The 18,368-nt window shown below is 26.9% G+C and carries 17 protein-coding genes and 1 pseudogene; 13 read left to right on the top strand and 5 right to left on the bottom strand.

The window, feature by feature from the left end; genetic code table 11:
* The first annotated feature begins 2 nt into the window (after positions 1-2).
* The 5 genes from AC5LG6_RS07300 to AC5LG6_RS07280 are packed head-to-tail and all read left to right on the top strand — an operon-like array spanning position 3 to position 7,550.
* The gene (locus AC5LG6_RS07300; RefSeq protein ID WP_498586103.1) at positions 3-1,148 is read left to right on the top strand and encodes a hypothetical protein; all 1,146 of its coding nucleotides are present in this window, start codon (positions 3-5) and stop codon (positions 1,146-1,148) included.
* On the top strand, positions 1,135-1,617 hold the full coding sequence (locus tag AC5LG6_RS07295; protein WP_498586102.1) for a three component ABC system middle component: 483 nt from the start codon (positions 1,135-1,137) through the stop codon (positions 1,615-1,617). The genes AC5LG6_RS07300 and AC5LG6_RS07295 overlap by 14 nt, the downstream gene beginning before the upstream one ends.
* Positions 1,614-3,620, top strand: coding sequence for a DUF3732 domain-containing protein (locus tag AC5LG6_RS07290; RefSeq protein ID WP_498586101.1), 2,007 nt, complete (start codon positions 1,614-1,616; stop codon positions 3,618-3,620). The genes AC5LG6_RS07295 and AC5LG6_RS07290 overlap by 4 nt, the downstream gene beginning before the upstream one ends.
* Positions 3,610-4,596, top strand: a complete 987-nt coding sequence (gene rhuM, locus AC5LG6_RS07285) for a RhuM family protein (protein WP_498586100.1) — start codon at positions 3,610-3,612, stop codon at positions 4,594-4,596. Before AC5LG6_RS07290 ends, rhuM begins: the two co-directional genes overlap by 11 nt.
* Complete coding sequence (locus AC5LG6_RS07280; protein WP_498586099.1) at positions 4,593-7,550, top strand: type I restriction endonuclease subunit R; 2,958 nt, start codon at positions 4,593-4,595, stop codon at positions 7,548-7,550. Before rhuM ends, AC5LG6_RS07280 begins: the two co-directional genes overlap by 4 nt.
* Before the next feature lie 94 nt (positions 7,551-7,644).
* On the opposite strand, the gene AC5LG6_RS07275 is transcribed toward AC5LG6_RS07280, so the two are convergent.
* Both AC5LG6_RS07275 and AC5LG6_RS07270 read right to left on the bottom strand, forming a co-directional pair.
* Positions 7,645-8,742: a DUF808 family protein gene (locus AC5LG6_RS07275; RefSeq protein WP_498586098.1), complete on the bottom strand. Its 1,098-nt coding sequence runs from the start codon at positions 8,740-8,742 to the stop codon at positions 7,645-7,647.
* A 65-nt stretch (positions 8,743-8,807) separates the two neighbouring features.
* A complete protein-coding gene (locus AC5LG6_RS07270) occupies positions 8,808-9,554 on the bottom strand; it encodes a polysaccharide deacetylase family protein (protein WP_498586146.1) in 747 nt (248 codons plus the stop codon).
* A gap of 70 nt (positions 9,555-9,624) precedes the next feature.
* Between AC5LG6_RS07270 and AC5LG6_RS07265 the strand changes: the two genes are divergently transcribed.
* The 8 genes from AC5LG6_RS07265 to AC5LG6_RS07230 all read left to right on the top strand — a co-directional run bounded on the left by AC5LG6_RS07265 (position 9,625) and on the right by AC5LG6_RS07230 (position 15,653).
* Positions 9,625-10,863: a BaiN/RdsA family NAD(P)/FAD-dependent oxidoreductase gene (locus AC5LG6_RS07265; RefSeq protein ID WP_498586097.1), complete on the top strand. Its 1,239-nt coding sequence runs from the start codon at positions 9,625-9,627 to the stop codon at positions 10,861-10,863.
* A gap of 7 nt (positions 10,864-10,870) precedes the next feature.
* Complete coding sequence (locus tag AC5LG6_RS07260) at positions 10,871-11,713, top strand: YitT family protein (RefSeq protein WP_434248478.1); 843 nt, start codon at positions 10,871-10,873, stop codon at positions 11,711-11,713.
* A 94-nt stretch (positions 11,714-11,807) separates the two neighbouring features.
* Positions 11,808-12,230, top strand: coding sequence for a hypothetical protein (locus AC5LG6_RS07255; RefSeq protein ID WP_066155887.1), 423 nt, complete (start codon positions 11,808-11,810; stop codon positions 12,228-12,230).
* Between the two features lie 3 nt (positions 12,231-12,233).
* The gene (locus AC5LG6_RS07250) at positions 12,234-12,446 is read left to right on the top strand and encodes a hypothetical protein (protein WP_228137701.1); all 213 of its coding nucleotides are present in this window, start codon (positions 12,234-12,236) and stop codon (positions 12,444-12,446) included.
* Positions 12,439-12,648, top strand: coding sequence for a hypothetical protein (locus AC5LG6_RS07245; RefSeq protein ID WP_066155890.1), 210 nt, complete (start codon positions 12,439-12,441; stop codon positions 12,646-12,648). The genes AC5LG6_RS07250 and AC5LG6_RS07245 overlap by 8 nt, the downstream gene beginning before the upstream one ends.
* The gene (locus AC5LG6_RS07240; RefSeq protein ID WP_498586096.1) at positions 12,635-13,078 is read left to right on the top strand and encodes a hypothetical protein; all 444 of its coding nucleotides are present in this window, start codon (positions 12,635-12,637) and stop codon (positions 13,076-13,078) included. The genes AC5LG6_RS07245 and AC5LG6_RS07240 overlap by 14 nt, the downstream gene beginning before the upstream one ends.
* On the top strand, positions 13,075-14,922 hold the full coding sequence (locus AC5LG6_RS07235; protein WP_260966729.1) for a primosomal protein N': 1,848 nt from the start codon (positions 13,075-13,077) through the stop codon (positions 14,920-14,922). The genes AC5LG6_RS07240 and AC5LG6_RS07235 overlap by 4 nt, the downstream gene beginning before the upstream one ends.
* Positions 14,923-14,960: 38 nt before the next feature.
* On the top strand, positions 14,961-15,653 hold the full coding sequence (locus AC5LG6_RS07230; RefSeq protein ID WP_066358756.1) for a tetrahydrodipicolinate N-succinyltransferase N-terminal domain-containing protein: 693 nt from the start codon (positions 14,961-14,963) through the stop codon (positions 15,651-15,653).
* Between the two features lie 31 nt (positions 15,654-15,684).
* Here the strand turns inward: AC5LG6_RS07230 and AC5LG6_RS07225 are convergent, their stop codons facing one another.
* The 3 genes and pseudogenes from AC5LG6_RS07225 to glyA form a co-directional block, all read right to left on the bottom strand.
* The gene (locus AC5LG6_RS07225) at positions 15,685-17,292 is read right to left on the bottom strand and encodes a YcaO-like family protein (protein WP_498586095.1); all 1,608 of its coding nucleotides are present in this window, start codon (positions 17,290-17,292) and stop codon (positions 15,685-15,687) included.
* A gap of 81 nt (positions 17,293-17,373) precedes the next feature.
* Positions 17,374-18,207, bottom strand: coding sequence for a bifunctional helix-turn-helix domain-containing protein/methylated-DNA--[protein]-cysteine S-methyltransferase (locus AC5LG6_RS07220; RefSeq protein WP_228137977.1), 834 nt, complete (start codon positions 18,205-18,207; stop codon positions 17,374-17,376).
* Between the two features lie 13 nt (positions 18,208-18,220).
* Positions 18,221-18,368: pseudogene (gene glyA, locus AC5LG6_RS07215) on the bottom strand (serine hydroxymethyltransferase); the annotation flags it as partial.

Genomic DNA, 18,368 nt, shown 5'->3' with positions numbered 1-18,368 from the left:
CAATGAGTGATAATTTAGTTCATGATTCAACAAAAACAATTAAACCTATAATTCATCAATTCTTAATTGCATTAGAAAACTGTTTTGAAATGCAAAATGGTGAATCAATTTGGATTGAAAAGTATGGTGATGTTACAAACTCAAGTGGAGAACAAGTAGAAGTTAAAGATTATCAAAAGAATTTAACAGATTTAGACCACAATGTTTGGAAAACTTTAAAAAATTGGTTAGATGATGGATTTGATATATCTTATTATCATAGTTTAATTTTATTAACTACACAAACTATTAGTCCAACTTCAAAATTTATTGATTGGAACAATAAAAATAAAGATGAAAAACATTTAATATTAAATTTAATATTAAAAGAATTTAGTAAACAAAAAGAAAAATCTGACACAACACAGAAGCTGCTAAATTATGTTTTAGATTCTAGCAAAAATGCTAAGTTGTTAGATATTTTAGAAAAATTTATAATTCAAAGTGAAGCTGAAAATGATGAGACTTTATATAAAAGATTAATAGAAACTAAAGCAACTGGTGTAATCTCAGATAAGAAAAATGACTATATAAATTCTTTAATTGGTTTTATAGTTAATCCAGAAATTACTTCTAATGGATGGGAAATTACATATCAATCTTTTCAAGCTAAAGCTACATCTCTATTAGAAGAATTTAACTCAAAAACTGTAATTTTTCCAGCAACTTATCGAATTATAATGGCAACATCAGATGAAGAAGCAGAACATTCAAACTATACTTTTGTGAAAAAAATAGATGAAATCAATCATAAAGAAGTCAAAAGCGATGCTATATCAGACTTCATATATACTAGAAAAATAATATTTGAAGAATTAACTAAATATCAAATATTAACTAAACACTATGATAATTATGAAAAAGAGATACATGATACTTACAATTCAAAATATAGTACGGCTTCATTAGAAACTAATAATACTAACCTTACAAAAAAATCAAAAATTTTTTATAATAACGTAATTGGGGCTGATGCTCCAAGTTTTAGAAATTTTCATGATACTCCTAAACGATTTAGAAATGGTCTTTTACATCAAATGGCAGATAACGATAGTGATGAAAATCAAAGAAAAATAATTTGGAAATTAAAGGTAGATGAAGATGAATAAATTTATTGATAGTATCTACAAAATACATAATAATCCATTTGTTTTGACTCCTTTAATTGTGGCATTTTATGAACAATTAGAAAAAAAACCAAAAAATATTTTATTAGCATATATTGTTTTACCACTAGTATTAAATGAGCGAAGTAAACAAACACTTCAAACGGTTAGAATAACAAGTAACATTCATACTTTTATAGACAGTAAGGAAAAATCAAAAAGGGAAAATGTCTTTGGTCTACCTGAGAGAATCAAAAACTATAAAGAGATAACAAATCAGTGTATACAACATGCAGTTAATAATCAATGGTTAAAAATCAATGAAGATTTGTCTATTGAGTGCCTAAAAAGAGTTGAAAATAAAGTTGAAAATTTGAATCAATCATTTAAGGCTTCATCAAATTTGCATAAAATTTTTAGAGATTTAGATGCAGTAACAATATATAGATTATTGGGAGTAAAAGAACTATGAAAAGTTATGTAAAATACTTAGGTATTGTTGATAAATCAAATAAAATACATTATGTAGAGTTTAATACAGGTGTTAATGTAATCACAGGTAAATCATCTACAGGTAAAAGTGCAATGATTGAAATATTTGATTATTGTATGGGAAGTAGTGAGTTTAATATTCCATCTGGAATTATTACACATAGTGCGGATATATATTTTATGGTTTTAGCTATCAAAGATACTTTTATTACAGTAGGAAGAAGTCCAAATTGGTCAAAAAAATTTTTAAAATTTGAATCAGAATTACCTAATACAGAAAATATAAAAAAAGAATATTTTGAAAAAAGCTATTTTTCTAAAGATTTCAATGTGGATTTGGGTCATTATTTAGGCTTAGATATAATGGATATTGATGAAGATTTAGAAGATAGAAATTATAGAAAAAATAATGCTAAAAAAGGTCGTCCTTCAATTAGAAATATGATACCTTTTTTGTTACAACATCAGAATTTAATAGCTAATAAACATTCTTTATTTTATCGGTTTGATGAAAAAGAAAAAAGAGAGCAAACAATAGATCAATTTAAAATTTTTGCAGGTTTTGTTAAGCAAGAATATTACACTATCAAGCAAAGTTTAGCAGAAGAACAAAGATATTTAAAAAGCTTAGAAAATCAACAAAAAGCAATAATTCAGCTCAATGAATTTAATACTCAGAGATTAGATGGTTTATTAAATGAATATTATGCGATTACTGGTAATATATTAATCGATGAAACCATAATGCAAATACTTATAAATCCTGCAAATACATTAAAAAAACTTGAAGCAAAAAATGTTTCAGCTAATTACGAATCAGAGCAAAGTTTAAAAGAGCTTAAAGAATTTAGAAATAAAAAAAATGAACTTTATGCAGAAAAAAGGATTTTACAATACAAACTCAATGATATCTCATCTTCAATTGAATATGCAAATAAACATTTTCATAGTATAGAAAATATGACCAATGAAAGTGAAGAGGAAGTAAAAGTATCAGAATGCCCTTTTTGCCATACATTCAATGAGAAAATTTTAAATGAAACAAATAAGTTAGAAAATGCTATTAGTTGGCTAAATAATGAGCTTTCAAAATCAAATTATTTGCTTGATTCGTTTGAAAGTGATAAAAAAGAGATTCAAGAAAAGATTAGTGGTTTAGATAAAAAAATTAGAATAATTTATCAAAAAATTAATAAATTAGAAGGAATTACTAGTAGTTTAGAAAAAAATAGAAGCTTAGAGGAACAAGGTCTAAAAGTTAAGCTTAAAATTGAAAATTTACTGGAAAGTTTGGTTAATGGTGAAAGTTCTAATCTTGAAGAAGAGCTTAGAATTTCAAGAGAAAAAATAAAAAGTTATGAAAAAGATTTAGAAGAAAAATTCGATATTGATAAAAAATTATCAAATGCCGAGAAATATATAAATGCTGAAATGAAGAAAATTGGTGAAAAATTTGATTTTGAAAAATCATACAAACCAATCAATTTAAAATTCTCATTGGAAAGTTTTGATTTATGGGATGAAAAATATAATAATGGAAAAATTGAAAAAATTTATCTGCGATCTATGGGAAGTGGTGCAAATTGGTTATATAGTCACTTAACTTTATTTTTAGCTATTCATAAATTTTTTTGTTCTCTTGGTGATAAATCTTTAATTCCACCAATTTTATTTTTAGATCAACCTACACAAGTATATTTTCCTACTACAATAAAAGATAATGAAGATGAGTTTGATGCTAAAAAGATAGAAGATAAAAAAGGGGATAAAGATAGTAACCTTGATGAAGATATAAAAGCCGTAACTAATATTTTTAATCAACTTGTATCTTATTGTAAAAAAACATTTGAAGAAACAGGTATAGAACCACAAATTATTGTTACAGATCATGCAGATCATTTAGAGTTAGATGGAATTGAATTTGAAGACTTAGTAAATGGTAGAAGATGGAGAAAAGATAGAGGATTCATAGATGAACAATAATCCAAATATCCTAATCTACCAAAACGAAAATGGTAATATAAAAGTAGATGTTATGTTTGAAGATGGTTCAATATGGCTATCTCAAGCTCAAATTTGTGAAGTATTTGGTAAAGCAAAATCAACAATAAGTGAACATATTAAAGCAATATTTGAAGAGGGTGAATTAGATAAAAATTCAGTTGTTCGGAATTACCGAACAACTGCAAATGACGGTAAAAACTATGATGTAGAGTATTATAACCTTGATATGATAATAGCCATTGGTTTTAGAGTTCGTTCATCTACTGGTACAAAATTTAGGATTTGGGCAAATGACAAATTAAAAGAGTACATCACAAAAGGTTTTGTACTAAATGATGAAAGATTTAAAAATGGCAATTCAATGGGCTATTTTGATGAACTCCAAAAAAGACTTAGAGATATTAGAATCTCTGAGAAGTTTTTTTATCAAAAAATCAAAGACATCTATATGACAAGTATTGACTATGACCCAAAAGATGAAAAAACAATAGAGTTTTTTAAAATTGTTCAAAATAAGCTACTTTGGGCAGTATCATCTCAAACAGCAGCTGAACTTGTACATAATAGAATAGATATGAGTAAACCTCTTTTAGGTATGAGTTCATATGATAAAGAGAGTAAAAATGTAACAAAAAAAGATGTGAGTATTGCTAAAAACTATTTAAACGAAGAAGAGATAAAGCTCTTAGGATTACTTGTTGAGCAATATTTAGCATTTGCAGAGACTATGGCAATGCAAAGAACACCTATGTATATGAAAGATTGGATAGCAAGACTAGATGCTGTTATATCTTTAAATGGTAGAGAGTTACTAACTCATGCAGGAAAAATAAGCCACGATATAGCAAAAGCAAAAAGTGAATTAGAGTATCAAAAGTTTAAAGATGAACAAAAGAAAATAGAAAAAATAGAAAGTTTAAAAGAGCTAGAAGTTGATATTAAGGGGTTAAAATGATAGTAAGTCAAACTAACGAAGAAGCATTAGAGAGTTGTATTGAAAGTTCTTTATTAGAACAAAGTTTTGTCAGGGGTGAAAACAAAGATTTTAATAAAGATTATGCGATTGATGAAAAGAGATTTTGGGATTTCTTAGAAACAACACAAGCAGATGAGCTAGAAAAACTAAAAAAAGACCCACAATATAAACTAAAAATCATCCAACGACTTGATAAGATGATTAAGAAGTATGGGATTTTAAAAATCCTAAAAAAAGGTCTTGATGTAGATGATGCTCATTTTAAATTTTTCTTTATTGCACCTTTGGCTTCAAGTGGGCAAGAGTTACAAAAAAGATTTGCTTCAAATGTTTTTAGTGTAACAAGACAAGTAACTTTCTCAAAAACAAATCCACTTTTAGAGCTTGATATGGTTCTGTTTATAAATGGATTACCAATTATTACAATGGAACTTAAAAATCATTGGACAGGACAAAATGCAAGATATCATGGTATTAAACAATATAAAGAAGATAGAGACCCAAAAGAGCCTTTATTAAACTTTGCACGATGTTTAGTTCATTTTGCTATTGATACTGATGAAGCATTTATGACTACAAAATTAGAAAAAGATAAAACTTTCTTCTTGCCTTTTAATAAAGGTAATAATTTTGGAGCTGGAAATGAAGTAAATCCAAATGGACATAAAACTTCTTATATTTGGGAAGAGATATTTAGTAAAAATTCATTAGCAAACATCATCCAGCACTTTGTAAGACTAGATGGTGAAACACTTTATTTCCCAAGATACCATCAACTTGATGTTGTTAGAAAATTAATAAACGATGTAAGCCAAAATGGTGTTGGAAAAACTTACCTTATACAACATAGTGCTGGAAGTGGAAAATCAAACTCTATTACATGGAGTGCATATCAGCTAATCGAAGCTTATCCAATAAGCGAAAATGTACAAGGAAGTAAAGGTTTGGATTATCCACTATTTGATAGTGTGATAATTGTAACTGATAGAAAACTACTTGATAAACAACTTCGTGATAATGTAAAAAGTTTTAGTGAACAAAAAAATATAGTTGCACCTGCATATAGCTCAAGTGAACTAAAAAGCAATCTTGAAAGTGGTAAAAAAATCATTCTTACAACTATTCAAAAGTTTCCATTTATCGTTGATGGAATTGCAGATTTAAGTGAAAAAAGATTTGCTGTGGTTATTGATGAAGCACACTCATCTCAAAGTGGTTTGGCTCATGGAAAAATGAATGAAGCAATGGGTAAAAAAGAGTTTGATGAAGAACTAGATGCTCAAGATTTAGTTTTAGAAGTTATGAAAAATAGAAAGATGAAAGGAAATGCTTCTTATCTTGCATTTACAGCAACACCAAAAAATACAACTCTTGAAAAATTTGGAACAAAACAAGAAGATGGAACTTTTAAACCATTTCATCTTTACTCTATGAAACAAGCTATTGAAGAGGGATTTATTTTAGATGTACTTTCAAACTATACAACTTATAGAAGTTATTATGAAATAGAAAAATCAATAGAAGATAATCCACTATTTGATACAAAAAAAGCACAAAAAAAGCTAAGAAGTTTTGTAGAAAAAAATCCATCTACAATAGCAACAAAAGTTGAAATAATACTTGACCATTTTATAGAAAAAGTTGTAAAGGCTAAAAAATTAAAAGGCAAAGCCAAAGGTATGGTTGTAACGGCTAATATTGAAACAGCTATTGTTTACTTTCAAGCTATAAATAAAAAGTTAGAGGAACTTGGAAATCCATTTAAAGCAATAATTGCCTTTTCAGGAAAAAAAGAGATAGATGGAATCGAATATACAGAAGATGATATGAATGGTTTTGTCTCAAAAGATATAAGTGAAAAATTTGATAGTGATGAGTATAAATTACTAGTAGTTGCAAATAAATTTTTAACAGGGTTTGACCAACCAAAACTATGTGCTATGTATGTAGATAAGAAATTTCAAGGTGTTTTAGCTGTTCAAGCACTATCAAGACTAAATAGAGCTGCACCAAAATATGGTAAAAAAACAGAAGATCTGTTTGTATTAGATTTTTTCAATAAAACGGAGGATATTAAAGCTTCGTTTGATCCATTTTATACATCAACGACGCTAAGTGAAGCAACAGATATAAATGTACTTCATGAGTTAAAAGATAATTTAGATGATTTAGGTGTTTATGAATCAAGTGAAGTTGATGAGTTTTTTGAGAAATATTTCAAAGGTGTTGATGCTTCAAAATTATCACCAATAATTGATATTTCAGCTCAAAGATTTAATATTGAATTAGAACTTGAAGATGAAGAAAAAGCAGATTATAAAATCAAAGCTAAACAGTTTGTAAAAATATATGGGCAAATGTCTTCTATTATGCCTTATGAGATAGTTGCATGGGAAAAACTATTTTGGTTTTTAAAGTTTCTAATTCCAAAAATGATTATAAAAGATAAAGACCAAGATAAACTAGATGAGTTGTTAAATAGTGTAGATTTATCAACTTATGGATTAGAGAGAGTTAAATTAGGAATTAGTATTGGGCTTGATGAAAGTGCAACACAACTTGACCCTCAAAATGCAAATCCAAGAGGAGCTCATACAAATTCTGAGAAAGATGAACTTGATAAAATAATAAACAGTTTTAATGAAAGATGGTTTAGTGGTTGGGCAGAAACACCCCAAGAGAGTAGAGAAAAAATTTTACATATAATAAAAAAAGTAAAACAACATAAAGATTTTGAAACAAAATATCAAAATAATCAAGATAGCCATACTAGAAAAATTGCCTTAGATAATATAATAAAGGAAGTAATGAACATAAATAGAAAAAAAGAGTTGGATTTGTATAGATTGTATGCAAATGAAGATGAGTTTAAAGTAGGAATATCAAACAGCATAGAGAGAATTTTGAGTTTAAGAGAGTATCATGAACTATAGAATGATTATTTTTTCGCTTTTAGTATTATATATTCTGGTAGATATTTTTCATACATATTTTATTAAGTAAGTGATATTTAACCACTTACTTAAACTATTTTTTAAATACTTTTGTAATTTTTGAAAAAATAGGAACTGCTAAAACTACAATATATCCTACAATTGCACCTAAAATAATTTCACTAAAAAATCCACCAAGAGGGATAGCTTTTATAATATTTTCAAGTGACTGTAAAATATGTGTTTCATGAGCTATGATTCCACCACCAACAGCAAGCATTGCAATTGTTCCAAGAACCCCAATATTTTTTATAATATAAGGCATAGATTTTACAAAACCATCACCTATTTTTTGTAAAGCAATACTTTTTTTCTCTTGCAAATAAAAGCCAATATCATCTAGTTTTATAATCAAAGCAACTATTCCATATACTAAAACGGTTGTTAAAATTCCTACACTTATTAAAACCATAAGTTTTGTTATAAAATCACTATTATCTAATAAACTTAAACTAATAACAATTATTTCAAAAGATAAAATAAAATCTGTTTTTATAGCACTTTTTACTTTTTGATCTTCAAAATCTTCATTTGAACTCTCTTTTTGAGCTGTTTGTTCATCTTCTTGATGATGACCAAATTTTTCTAAAATTGACTCAACTCCTTCATAAGCTAAATAAGCTCCTCCAATAATTAAAATAGGAGCAATAGCCCAAGGTGCAATATAACTTAAAAGTAAAACAACAGGAATAATGATAAATTTATTTATAAAACTTCCCTTTGCAATTTTATAAACAATTGGAAGTTCTCTTAAAGCTGCTTTTCTTTTTGCTTCAAGCCTTGCAACTTCTCTTATATGCTCAAGTTCTTTTATAATTTTTTGTTGAGTTTCTTCATCTAATTTTTTAACATTATTTTCAAACTCTTCAACATCTTTAGCTTTTTCAAGCTCTTTTTTTAGTATTTCTGAAGTTGTTTCATTTGTAAAGTTTGCAATAGCAGCAAGGTCATCTACTAAAAGACCACTAGATTTTATGCTTGCTAATTTTGTATAAGTTGCTATATCATCAAATAAAATACCTATGTCATCTAGTGAAGTTGCAAGAGACTTTGCAGTTGTAGCTGCTGTTTTTCCTGCAAGCGATCCAATATCATCTGCTAATATTGATAAATAGCCCAATAATCCAGCCATTAAATTCCTTTTTATAGTTTTAAAATTGAAATAGTATTAAAAATCTACTAAGATAAATATATACTCTAATAATTTTCTATATTCTCAAAACTCCAACCACCATTTTTAAGAAGTTGTATTAGAGTTTTTAGGTTCTCTTTTCCATCAAAATTATTACTAAACATAAAGTCATGCATTAGAAGAACTACTTTATCCTCTTTGCTTGAGAGTTTTTTTTCATATATTTTTTCCATAGAGTTATATATCTCTTGAGGAGTTAATATTGGTTTTCCATTTTTTTCATAAGCCCATTCTAAATCCCAACCATAAATATAATAGCCCTCATTATAGATATTATCATAACCAACAATCTCTTTTTCTCTTTGTGTTGTATCAATCATATTGTCATTTTTAGTAATTGTTGGAAGTCTAAAAACATTTCTTCCCGCAAGCCTTACTGGTAAAAAAGCAGATGAAGTATTTGAAATATTATCAACTCCTACTATTGAATTTGCTTTTTTTATATCTTCTACAACTAAAAGAGGATCACTATAAAACTTTCTATATCTATTATTTGCGTGAGAGTATGTATGGTTTCCTATTAAAATATTTGGATAATTTATAGCCTCTTTATATATATTTGGGAAAGTTTCAATTTGACAACCAATAAAAAACATAGTAACAGGAATATTCTCTTCTCTTACAGTTTCTATGATATTTTTTGTTGCTTTTATTGGACCATCATCAAAAGTCAAAAGTGCTATTTTATTGTTTGTAGTTGCAAATGAGTATAGTGATAAAATTGTAAAAACTAATAAACCTCGACCAAGCATAGACACACAACCCCTAAATGCTTAAATTAAATTGTGTATAATACAAGAAACTCAATAAAAGAAGAGAAAATTGAATAAAATTTATGATTTAATAGTTGTTGGTGCAGGACCTGCTGGAATAATGGCAAGTATAAGCGCCGCAAAAGATGATAAAAAAGTATTAATAATTGAAAAAATGGCACAAATTGCACTGAAACTAAAAGCAACAGGCGGAGGAAAGTGTAATCTTACAAATACTTTATCTCAAGATGATTTTTGTACTAAATTTGGTAAGAGTGGCAGATTCATAAAAGATGCATTAGATAGTTTTTCAAGAGATGATTTGCTTGCTTTTTTTGCTTCAATTGGAGTTGCTACAATTGCTAAAGATGGATTTAGAGTATTTCCAGTAAATCATAGCTCTACTATTATTTTAGAAGCATTGCAAAATGAGCTTGAGAGATTAAAAGTTGAAGTTAAAACTTCGATAAATATAAAAAGTATAAAAAAAGAGAAAGATATTTTTGAAATCAAAACAGATGAAGATATTTTTAAAAGTAAAAATCTAGTTTTGGCAACAGGAGGTTTGGGTTATCCAACTTTAGGAGCAACAGGAGATGGATATATTTTTGCTTCATCTTTTGGTCATACAATCACACAAACCTCTCCTGCTATGATGCCACTTTTTACAAAAGAGAAAAATTTTGTTTCTTGTAAAGCCGATACAATTGCAAAAGCTATATTAAAAGTAAATATTCCAAAATATAAAAATCTAAAACTAACAGGAGATTTAATCTTTACAAAAGAAGGTTTAAGAGGTCCTGTTATTTTGGATTTTGCTAGAGAAATTACTCCAATTTTAGAAAAATATGATGAAGTTCCACTTTTGATAAATTTTTTAAAAGGCAAAAATGAAGAGGATATTTTTAAGCATTTAAAAAATGAAATTTCTAAAAATCCACAAAACACTATTTTACAAAATTTAGAAACTCTTCTTGCAAGTAGTGTTTCTAAAGAGATTTTAAATATTTGTGAAATTGATGAGAATTTAAGATTTAAACAAATAGAAGGGTTTAAAAGAGAAAAACTAATAAAAATTCTAGCTTGGACACCTTTTACTATAGTTGGACATGATGGATTTAGACAAGCTATGATTACAAGAGGTGGAGTCTCTTTGAAAGAGATAGAACAAAAAACTATGCAAAGTAAAATTTTACAAGGTTTATATTTTTGCGGAGAACTTGTAGATATTGATGGACCTTGTGGTGGATACAATCTTCAATGGTCATTTTCAAGTGGTTTTTTAGCTGGGAAATTGAATAAAAATTAGGAAAAATATGAAAAAAACAGAGTTGAAACACTATATATTTATAATTTTAGGCTCATTTGCAATGGCATTTGGAACAGTCTGTTTCTTATCTCCAAATGAGATAATTACAGGAGGAGGAGTTGGTATCTCTTTACTTTTACATGCAATTTTTCCACAAATTACTTTGGGAATTATTATTGCAGTTGTAAGTATCCCATTTTTATTTTTATCTTATATCTATTTTGGAAAATATTATCTTTTTAAAACATTTATTGTAGTTCTTCTTTTATCAACATTTACAGATATATTAAAAGAAGTTTTAAAAATAGAAGCAATTACCCATGATATTTTGCTAGCTGCAGTTTTTGGTGGAATTTTTATAGGTTTAGGTGTTGGATTAGTTATAAAAGGAAGAGCATCTACGGGAAGTACATCTGTTGTAGGAGAAATAGTTGCAAAAAAGACAAAATATAAAGCAGCAGAAGTTTTATTAGCTATTGATGCAACAATTATGTTTGCTTCTGTTTTTGTTTACAATGATATAGATAAATCACTTTATAGTATGCTTAGTGTTTATGTTGGAATTAGAGTACTTGATATTATTCTAACAGGACGACCATCAAAAAAGATAGTTAATATTGTATCAAACAATGTTGAAGTTTTAAAAGAGCAAATAAGAGAAAGAATAGAGGAACACGGTACTATTTTAACAGGTATAGGGCTTCATCAAGGGCAAAATAAAACTATCATTTATGTTACAGTTGATGCGGGAAAGATTGATTTATTAAAAAATTTAATCACTAAATATGATCCAGATGCTTTTATGATAATAACAGAGGCTTCAGAGTTTTTGGGTAGAGGTTTAAAGTAGTTTAGTTTTGTTGCAAAATTTGATTTAGGTGCAAATTAAAAAAAATATACTATAATGTAAGGTTAAATATTAAATACAAATAGGAATATAAAATATGTTATTGATGAAACTTGAAGCGCGAGAGAAATTTGCTTTTTTACAATTGGCTCACTATTTAGCAAGAGTTGATAATAATTTTGGAAAAGAAGAAGAAGAAGTTATTTTAGAGTATTGTGATGAGATGGGAATTGAAAATATAGATTCATTTGATATGGATAGTTTTAATTTAGAGGCAACTTTAAATAATTTTAAAAGTCAAAGAAGTAGGAAGATTGTTGTTTTAGAACTAATGATATTAGTTCATATTGATAGTGTATTTAATATAAATGAACAAATTTTGATAGAAAAAATTTCTCAAAACTTTGGTATTAGTACTAAGGATTTAAATGATTTTTCATCTTGGGGAAAATCTGTTGCAAAACTTTATGAAGTAGCAAAAGTTTATATGAGTGATGATTATGAGGAGTTGATATCTTAAATTATGAATAAAAGTATGGAAATCATTAAGCTTTTAAATGAAAGAATTGACAATCTATTAGAAGAGCATGCAAAAATAAAACTAGAAAAAATAGCTTTAGAGCAAAAAATAAGTGAACTAATAGATGAAAATGATAAACTTGAAAGAAATAATCAAGACATGATTTTAAAAATTGATAGTACATTAACTTTAATAAAAGGAAATACAAATGACTAAAGATTTGACATTTCACATAAATAATAAAGCTTATACAATTTCTGGAGATGAGGAGCTTGAAAGAGAGCTTTGTAAATATCTAGATACTGATAAAAATAATGATACAAAATCACTTCTTTTGGCATATTTAAAGCTAAATCAAGAGTATAGAACTTTTAGAAAAGAGGTTGAGGATATTGCAAATAAAATTGCAGGGTTTTAGAAAAAAAGCATTTTCTACTCTTGAAATAGTTATTTTTATAGTAGTTATTGCTACTATATTATCTTTCTTACTTCCAAAACTCAATACCTTTTTAGAAAATAGTGATTTAGTTAAATTAAAATCCGATATAGCTCTTATAAACAATGGTATACAAAAAGAGAAATCAAAAAATATATTAATACAAAAATATGGAAATATAAACAAGTTTGATGGTGCAAAGATTGATGTTAAAAATGAGAAGTTATTTGAATATATTTTAGATTTTCCAATTATTTCAACTTCAACAAATGAGTCTAAAAATGGCTATTGGACAAAAATATCAGATGATAAATACATTTTTTTTACAAGAAAAAATCAATATGAATTTTTATTAAAAGATGGTCAATTTTTGTGTGTAAGTAGTGAAGAAATATGTAAGGAACTTTATTGAACTATTATGAAGTAGCGATTTTAAAATCTCCTTTACAAAATTTGACTTATCAAAGTGAAGAGATTATTGAAAATGGATCTTTAGTTGAAGTTATTTTAGCAAATAGAAAAAATTCAAATTTAGCAGTAGTTATAAAAAAAGTTGATAAACCAGATTTTAAATGTAGTACGATTTTGAGTATAAAAGATGAGTTTTATAGCGATTTTATGCTTCAAATTGGTGATTTTATTAGTAAATACTATATTTGTTCTATGGGATTTGCTTTGAGCTTATTTCAAACTTTTAATAAAAATATAGTTTATGAAAATTCTAGTATTGAATATAAAAAAGAGATAACTTTATCATCTTTTCAACAAGAGGCAAAAGATTTTTTAGATAGTAAAAAACAAGCCCTTCTTTTTGCAAAAACTGGTGCTGGTAAAACTGAAATATATATCAAAACTATAAAAGAGATTTTAAAGCAAGGAAAACAGGCAGTTTTTTTAATGCCAGAGATATCTCTTACTCCACAAATGGAAAAAAGACTTGAAGAAGTTTTTGATTCAAGTGTTGCAATTTGGCACTCTAAAGTAACTGCAAAAAGAAAAAAAGAGATTTTAAATAAACTTCAAAATGGTGATATAAAATTAATAGCAGGTGCAAGGTCAGCTCTTTTTTTACCTTATAACAATTTGGGTTTGATTATTGTAGATGAAGAGCATGATAACTCTTATAAAAGTGATACAACTCCTAGATATAATGCAAAAGATTTAGCAATTTTCATAGCAAAAAAATTTGATTTAAGACTTATTTTGGGAAGTGCAACTCCATCAATAAATAGTTTTTACAAAATTCCATATTTTGAACTTGATAAAACATTTTATGAGACAAAAAAGAGTTATATCTTTGAAAATAGTAGTCAAAATATTTCAGAAAAAACTATTAATTTGATAAAAAAGAGTATTGAAAATAAAAATCAAACAATAGTTTTTTTACCAACTCGTGCAAATTTTAAGCATCAAATCTGTTTTGATTGTGGTAAAAGTGTTGAGTGTCCATTTTGTAGTGTTTCTATGAGTTTACATAAAAATGATTTAGCTTTAAAATGCCACTATTGTGGATTCGCACAAAAAATTCCAGAGTTTTGTCCATCTTGTAAAACTGGAATTGTAAGAAATCATAGGGTTGGTACTGCCGAAATTGAAGAACTTTTGAAAAATGAGTTTCCAAATAGTATTATAAAAAGATTTGATAAAGATAGTGTAAATAGTGAAAAATCTTTAAAAAAGATTTTAGATGAGTTCAATCAAAATAAAATAGATATTTTGGTTGGTACTCAAATGCTTTCAAAAGGACATGATTATCATAATGTAAAACTAGCAGTTGTTTTAGGAATGGATAGTTTATTAAATATGAGTTCATATAAAGCAAGAGAAAATGCTTTGAGTTTACTTTTACAAATATCTGGAAGAAGTGGAAGAAATGGCTTTGGAGAAGTTGTAATTGAGACAAAAAATGAAGAGTTTTTTAAATATTATTTAGAAGAGTCAAATTATAAAGAGTTTTTAAAAAGTGAGTTAGAATTTAGAAAAGATTTGTATCCACCATTTGTTAAATTAGCAAGAGTAGTTCTATCTTCAACAAATGGTTTAAAAATAAAAGAAGAATTAAACGAGATTGTAAAAGATTTAAAAAACAATAAAGATATTGAAGTTGTAGGATTTGGTGAGTGTGCAATTTTTAAAATTGCAAATAAATATAGATATGAGGTTATTATTCGCTCAAAAGATGTTAAAGCAATTTTAAATGCTTTGCACTATTTAAAATCAAGTAATATTTCTATTGATATGGATACAATTTATTAGAATTTGAGTAAAATTAATATTAAAATTAGGAGATCAATATGATAAATACAAAAGAAGATTTTAAGGCACTTGTTGAAAGTATTGAAAAAGAGAGTTGGTACAAACAACCTTTGGGATTTGGGATTGCTAGAGTTAGTAGAGGAGTTTTAAACCCAAAATTAATTTTAGAAGCTACATTTCCAGTTGTAAACTGGAATGAGAATCACAAAAGTGCTGCAGTATTTTTAGCAGCTTTAAAACAAAGTGGGCAAAATGTTGATTGTACAAAAAGTGAAGCTGTATTTGATATGGGTGATGGATTTTTAGGATATTGTATAGAAGCATTTAAACCATTTTATGAAGAAAAAGAGCTTCACAAAAATCTTCAAGTAATTTCTACATTAGCAACATTACCAATAGATAGCGGACTAAGTGCTGATGATTTTAAAGTTGTATTTATTTTCAAAGATGAAAAACCACAAAGTGTTGAAGCTACATATCTTAAATTATATGCAAAATATAGCAAAAAAATAGATGAGCCAAATTTAGAAGGAATAGAAGATTTACTTACAAATTGTGCTTGGATAGATGCTATTCCTGTAGAGCTTGAGTGGTTAAGACAAAATGAGATTTTGCTAAAAGTTGGAGCAAAATATCCAAAGGTTGATTATGTTGGTAAATATTCAAGATTTTTAAGACATATTATTCCATCAAATGATGAAACTTCTTGTAAGGCAACTCTTCTAAAATAGATAAATAGCAAGATTTTCTTGCTATTTATTTTTATATATATTTTTTATTTTTTGAATCAAATAAGTTTAAAATATTTTTATACTCATTTGCAAACTCTAAGTTTATTAGTGAGCTTTTTTCATCAATAATCTCTAAAGCTCTTTTGATATTTTTCTCTTCAAAAATATCAAAAAGAGCATCTTTGAAATCTTCAAGATTTAAATTCTCTTGAGTCATTCTTAAAACTTGAGCCAAAATATAGTTGAATTTTTTGTTTGATTGTTCAAGACAAAAAATTGCCTCTTCATACTCTTTTAATTTAATCAAAATATCAGCTTTGAATTCACCTAAAGAGAAATCCTCTTTAAAAATAACTCCAATAAATGCTCCCATATTTATGGAGTCATCAAAACCACTTAACTCATCAAGTAAATTTTCTAAATCATATTTATCTTTGTTTAAAATAAAATCACGGATTAGTTTTCCTTGATTTTTATTGTTATAAATCATATCTTCAAGTGGATAAATCTCTGAAAAATCTGGAACAATCATATGACAAGAGTAAAAACCTAAATAGTCATATTCTCTAAGATATATGGTTTTATTTTCTTTATTTAAAATCTCTTTTAAAATTGCAAATTGTTCACTACTTTTTTCTGTATCAAACTTCCAAGGAGTATAAGCAAATGATTTTTTAGAACTTAAAAACTGTAAGCCAACTTTTGCATTTGAATCAACAAAATGAGACTCTAAATTTGAGTTTGAAGCAATCTCTTCCATATCAAAAGTTGGTTTTTCAAAGCTATCTAGCTCATCTATTTCTCTTCCTTGTAAAAGTTCTGTAAGTGTTCTTTCAATTGAAACTTCCAAAATAGGGTGGCTTCCAAAAGATAAAAATAGTGTATTGTTTTTTGGATTTATAAAAGCTATTGCTGTAACTGGATATATTCCACCCAAAGATGAGTCATAAACTTTTATTTTAAAACCTTTTTCTTCTAAAGATTTAATATCTTCAGTTATTTTTGAAAAATTATTTAGAATTTCTTTTGGAAACTCTGGAAGAGATAAACCATCTTTTATAACTTTTATTTTTACATTTCTTTCAAAAATCTCACATAGAGCTTGAACTTTTGCTTCATCTTTTGTATTTCCTGTAGATAATCCATTACTTGCATAAAGATTTGCTAGTAAATTTATAGGAAAATATACTTTTTTTTGTGAAGTTTGATTTATAAAAGGTAAAGATATTATTTGTGAAAAATTATTTGAGTTAAAATCCAAAAAATCATCTTTTTCAATACCTTCTAAAGTGTAATATTTTTTTATATCTTCATCTAAAAAATCGCTATTTTTATCAAATCCTTTTTGGTCTGGAAAAAAATCTCTATTTTCTAAATAGTAATCATTAAAATATAGATTTGTTTGTAATCTTTCTATAAATTCACCATAAGCACTTGCTAAAGATGACTGTGATAGTGAACCTTTACCATTTGAAAATATATAGTTGTTTGCACCTTCAAAACTTAAGTTTACTGAAAAACTATTTTTTACAGGATTTTTCTCTTTTGAAAGCCTTATTTTGTAACCTAAATCATCTATGATTTTTTTCATTTTTCTTAAACTTACTTCTAGTGGAGCGTCTTTTGACAGTAGTTGCATATTACTTCTTTTTTAAAAATTTTGTGAAGTATAGCCAAAGATTATCTTTTTTAAGCACTTATTTGAATATTTTATTGATTTTTATTTTATTTTTTTCGAGGCTTCAAAAGCTAGTAAATTCTCTTTTCTTTCAATTCCCCATCTATATCCACTCATAGCACCACTTTTTGCTATTACTCTGTGGCAAGGAATTAAATATCCTATATGATTTTTTCCAATAGCACTTGCAACCGCTCTTACAGATTTTGGTTTATCTACAATATTTGCAATATCACTATAAGTTGCAATTTTTCCATTTGGAATATTTATTAATGCTTTCCAAACATTTATTTGAAGATTTGTACCTTTTACAAAAAGGGGATATTTTTTATTTTTTATAAAGATATTTTCCAAATACTCATTTGCTAATTTTTCATTAAAAACTAAGTTGGCATTTTCCCAAAGTTCATTAAATCTTTGAAAAATATCTTTTTTATTGTTATCACAAAAACCTAAATAGCATATCCCTTTAGATGTAAATCCAATCAAAGCCTCACCAAAAGGAGTTTGTCCAAAACCATAAGTTATTTCTACATCTTTACCTTTTTCTTTCCACTCTTTTGGAGTAACTCCAATTAAGTTTACAAAAAGTTCGTGAAGACGGCTGGAACTTGATAGTCCAATATCTAAACTACTATCAAGAATAGATTTGGACTCTTTTATATGCTCTTTTGCATAGTTTAAAGTAACACTGTGCAAAAACTGTTGAGGAGTAAGACCAACATAATCTTTAAAAACCCTTATAAAATGGTACTTACTCATTCCAACATTTTTTGCAATCTCATCAATACTTGGATGAGATTTGAAGTTCTCATCTATGTATTTGATGGCTTTTTCTATTTGATTATAAGTAGAACTATTTTTTTCTATTTCCACTTTTTTCTCTTTATTAATACGTTGAACTACTGTAAATCACAAACTTACTAGCTAACTCTTCAAGCTCTTTGTTTATTTTTTTGTGTAACTCTTTATCTTCAATATTATCTAATACATCACAAATTTTATTTGCAATATATTCAAACTCTTTCTCTTTCATT

Source organism: Arcobacter thermotolerans (genome assembly GCF_983172305.1).
Note: the sequence above shows the minus strand (reverse complement) of the source record. Positions and strands in the feature narration are given on the sequence as shown.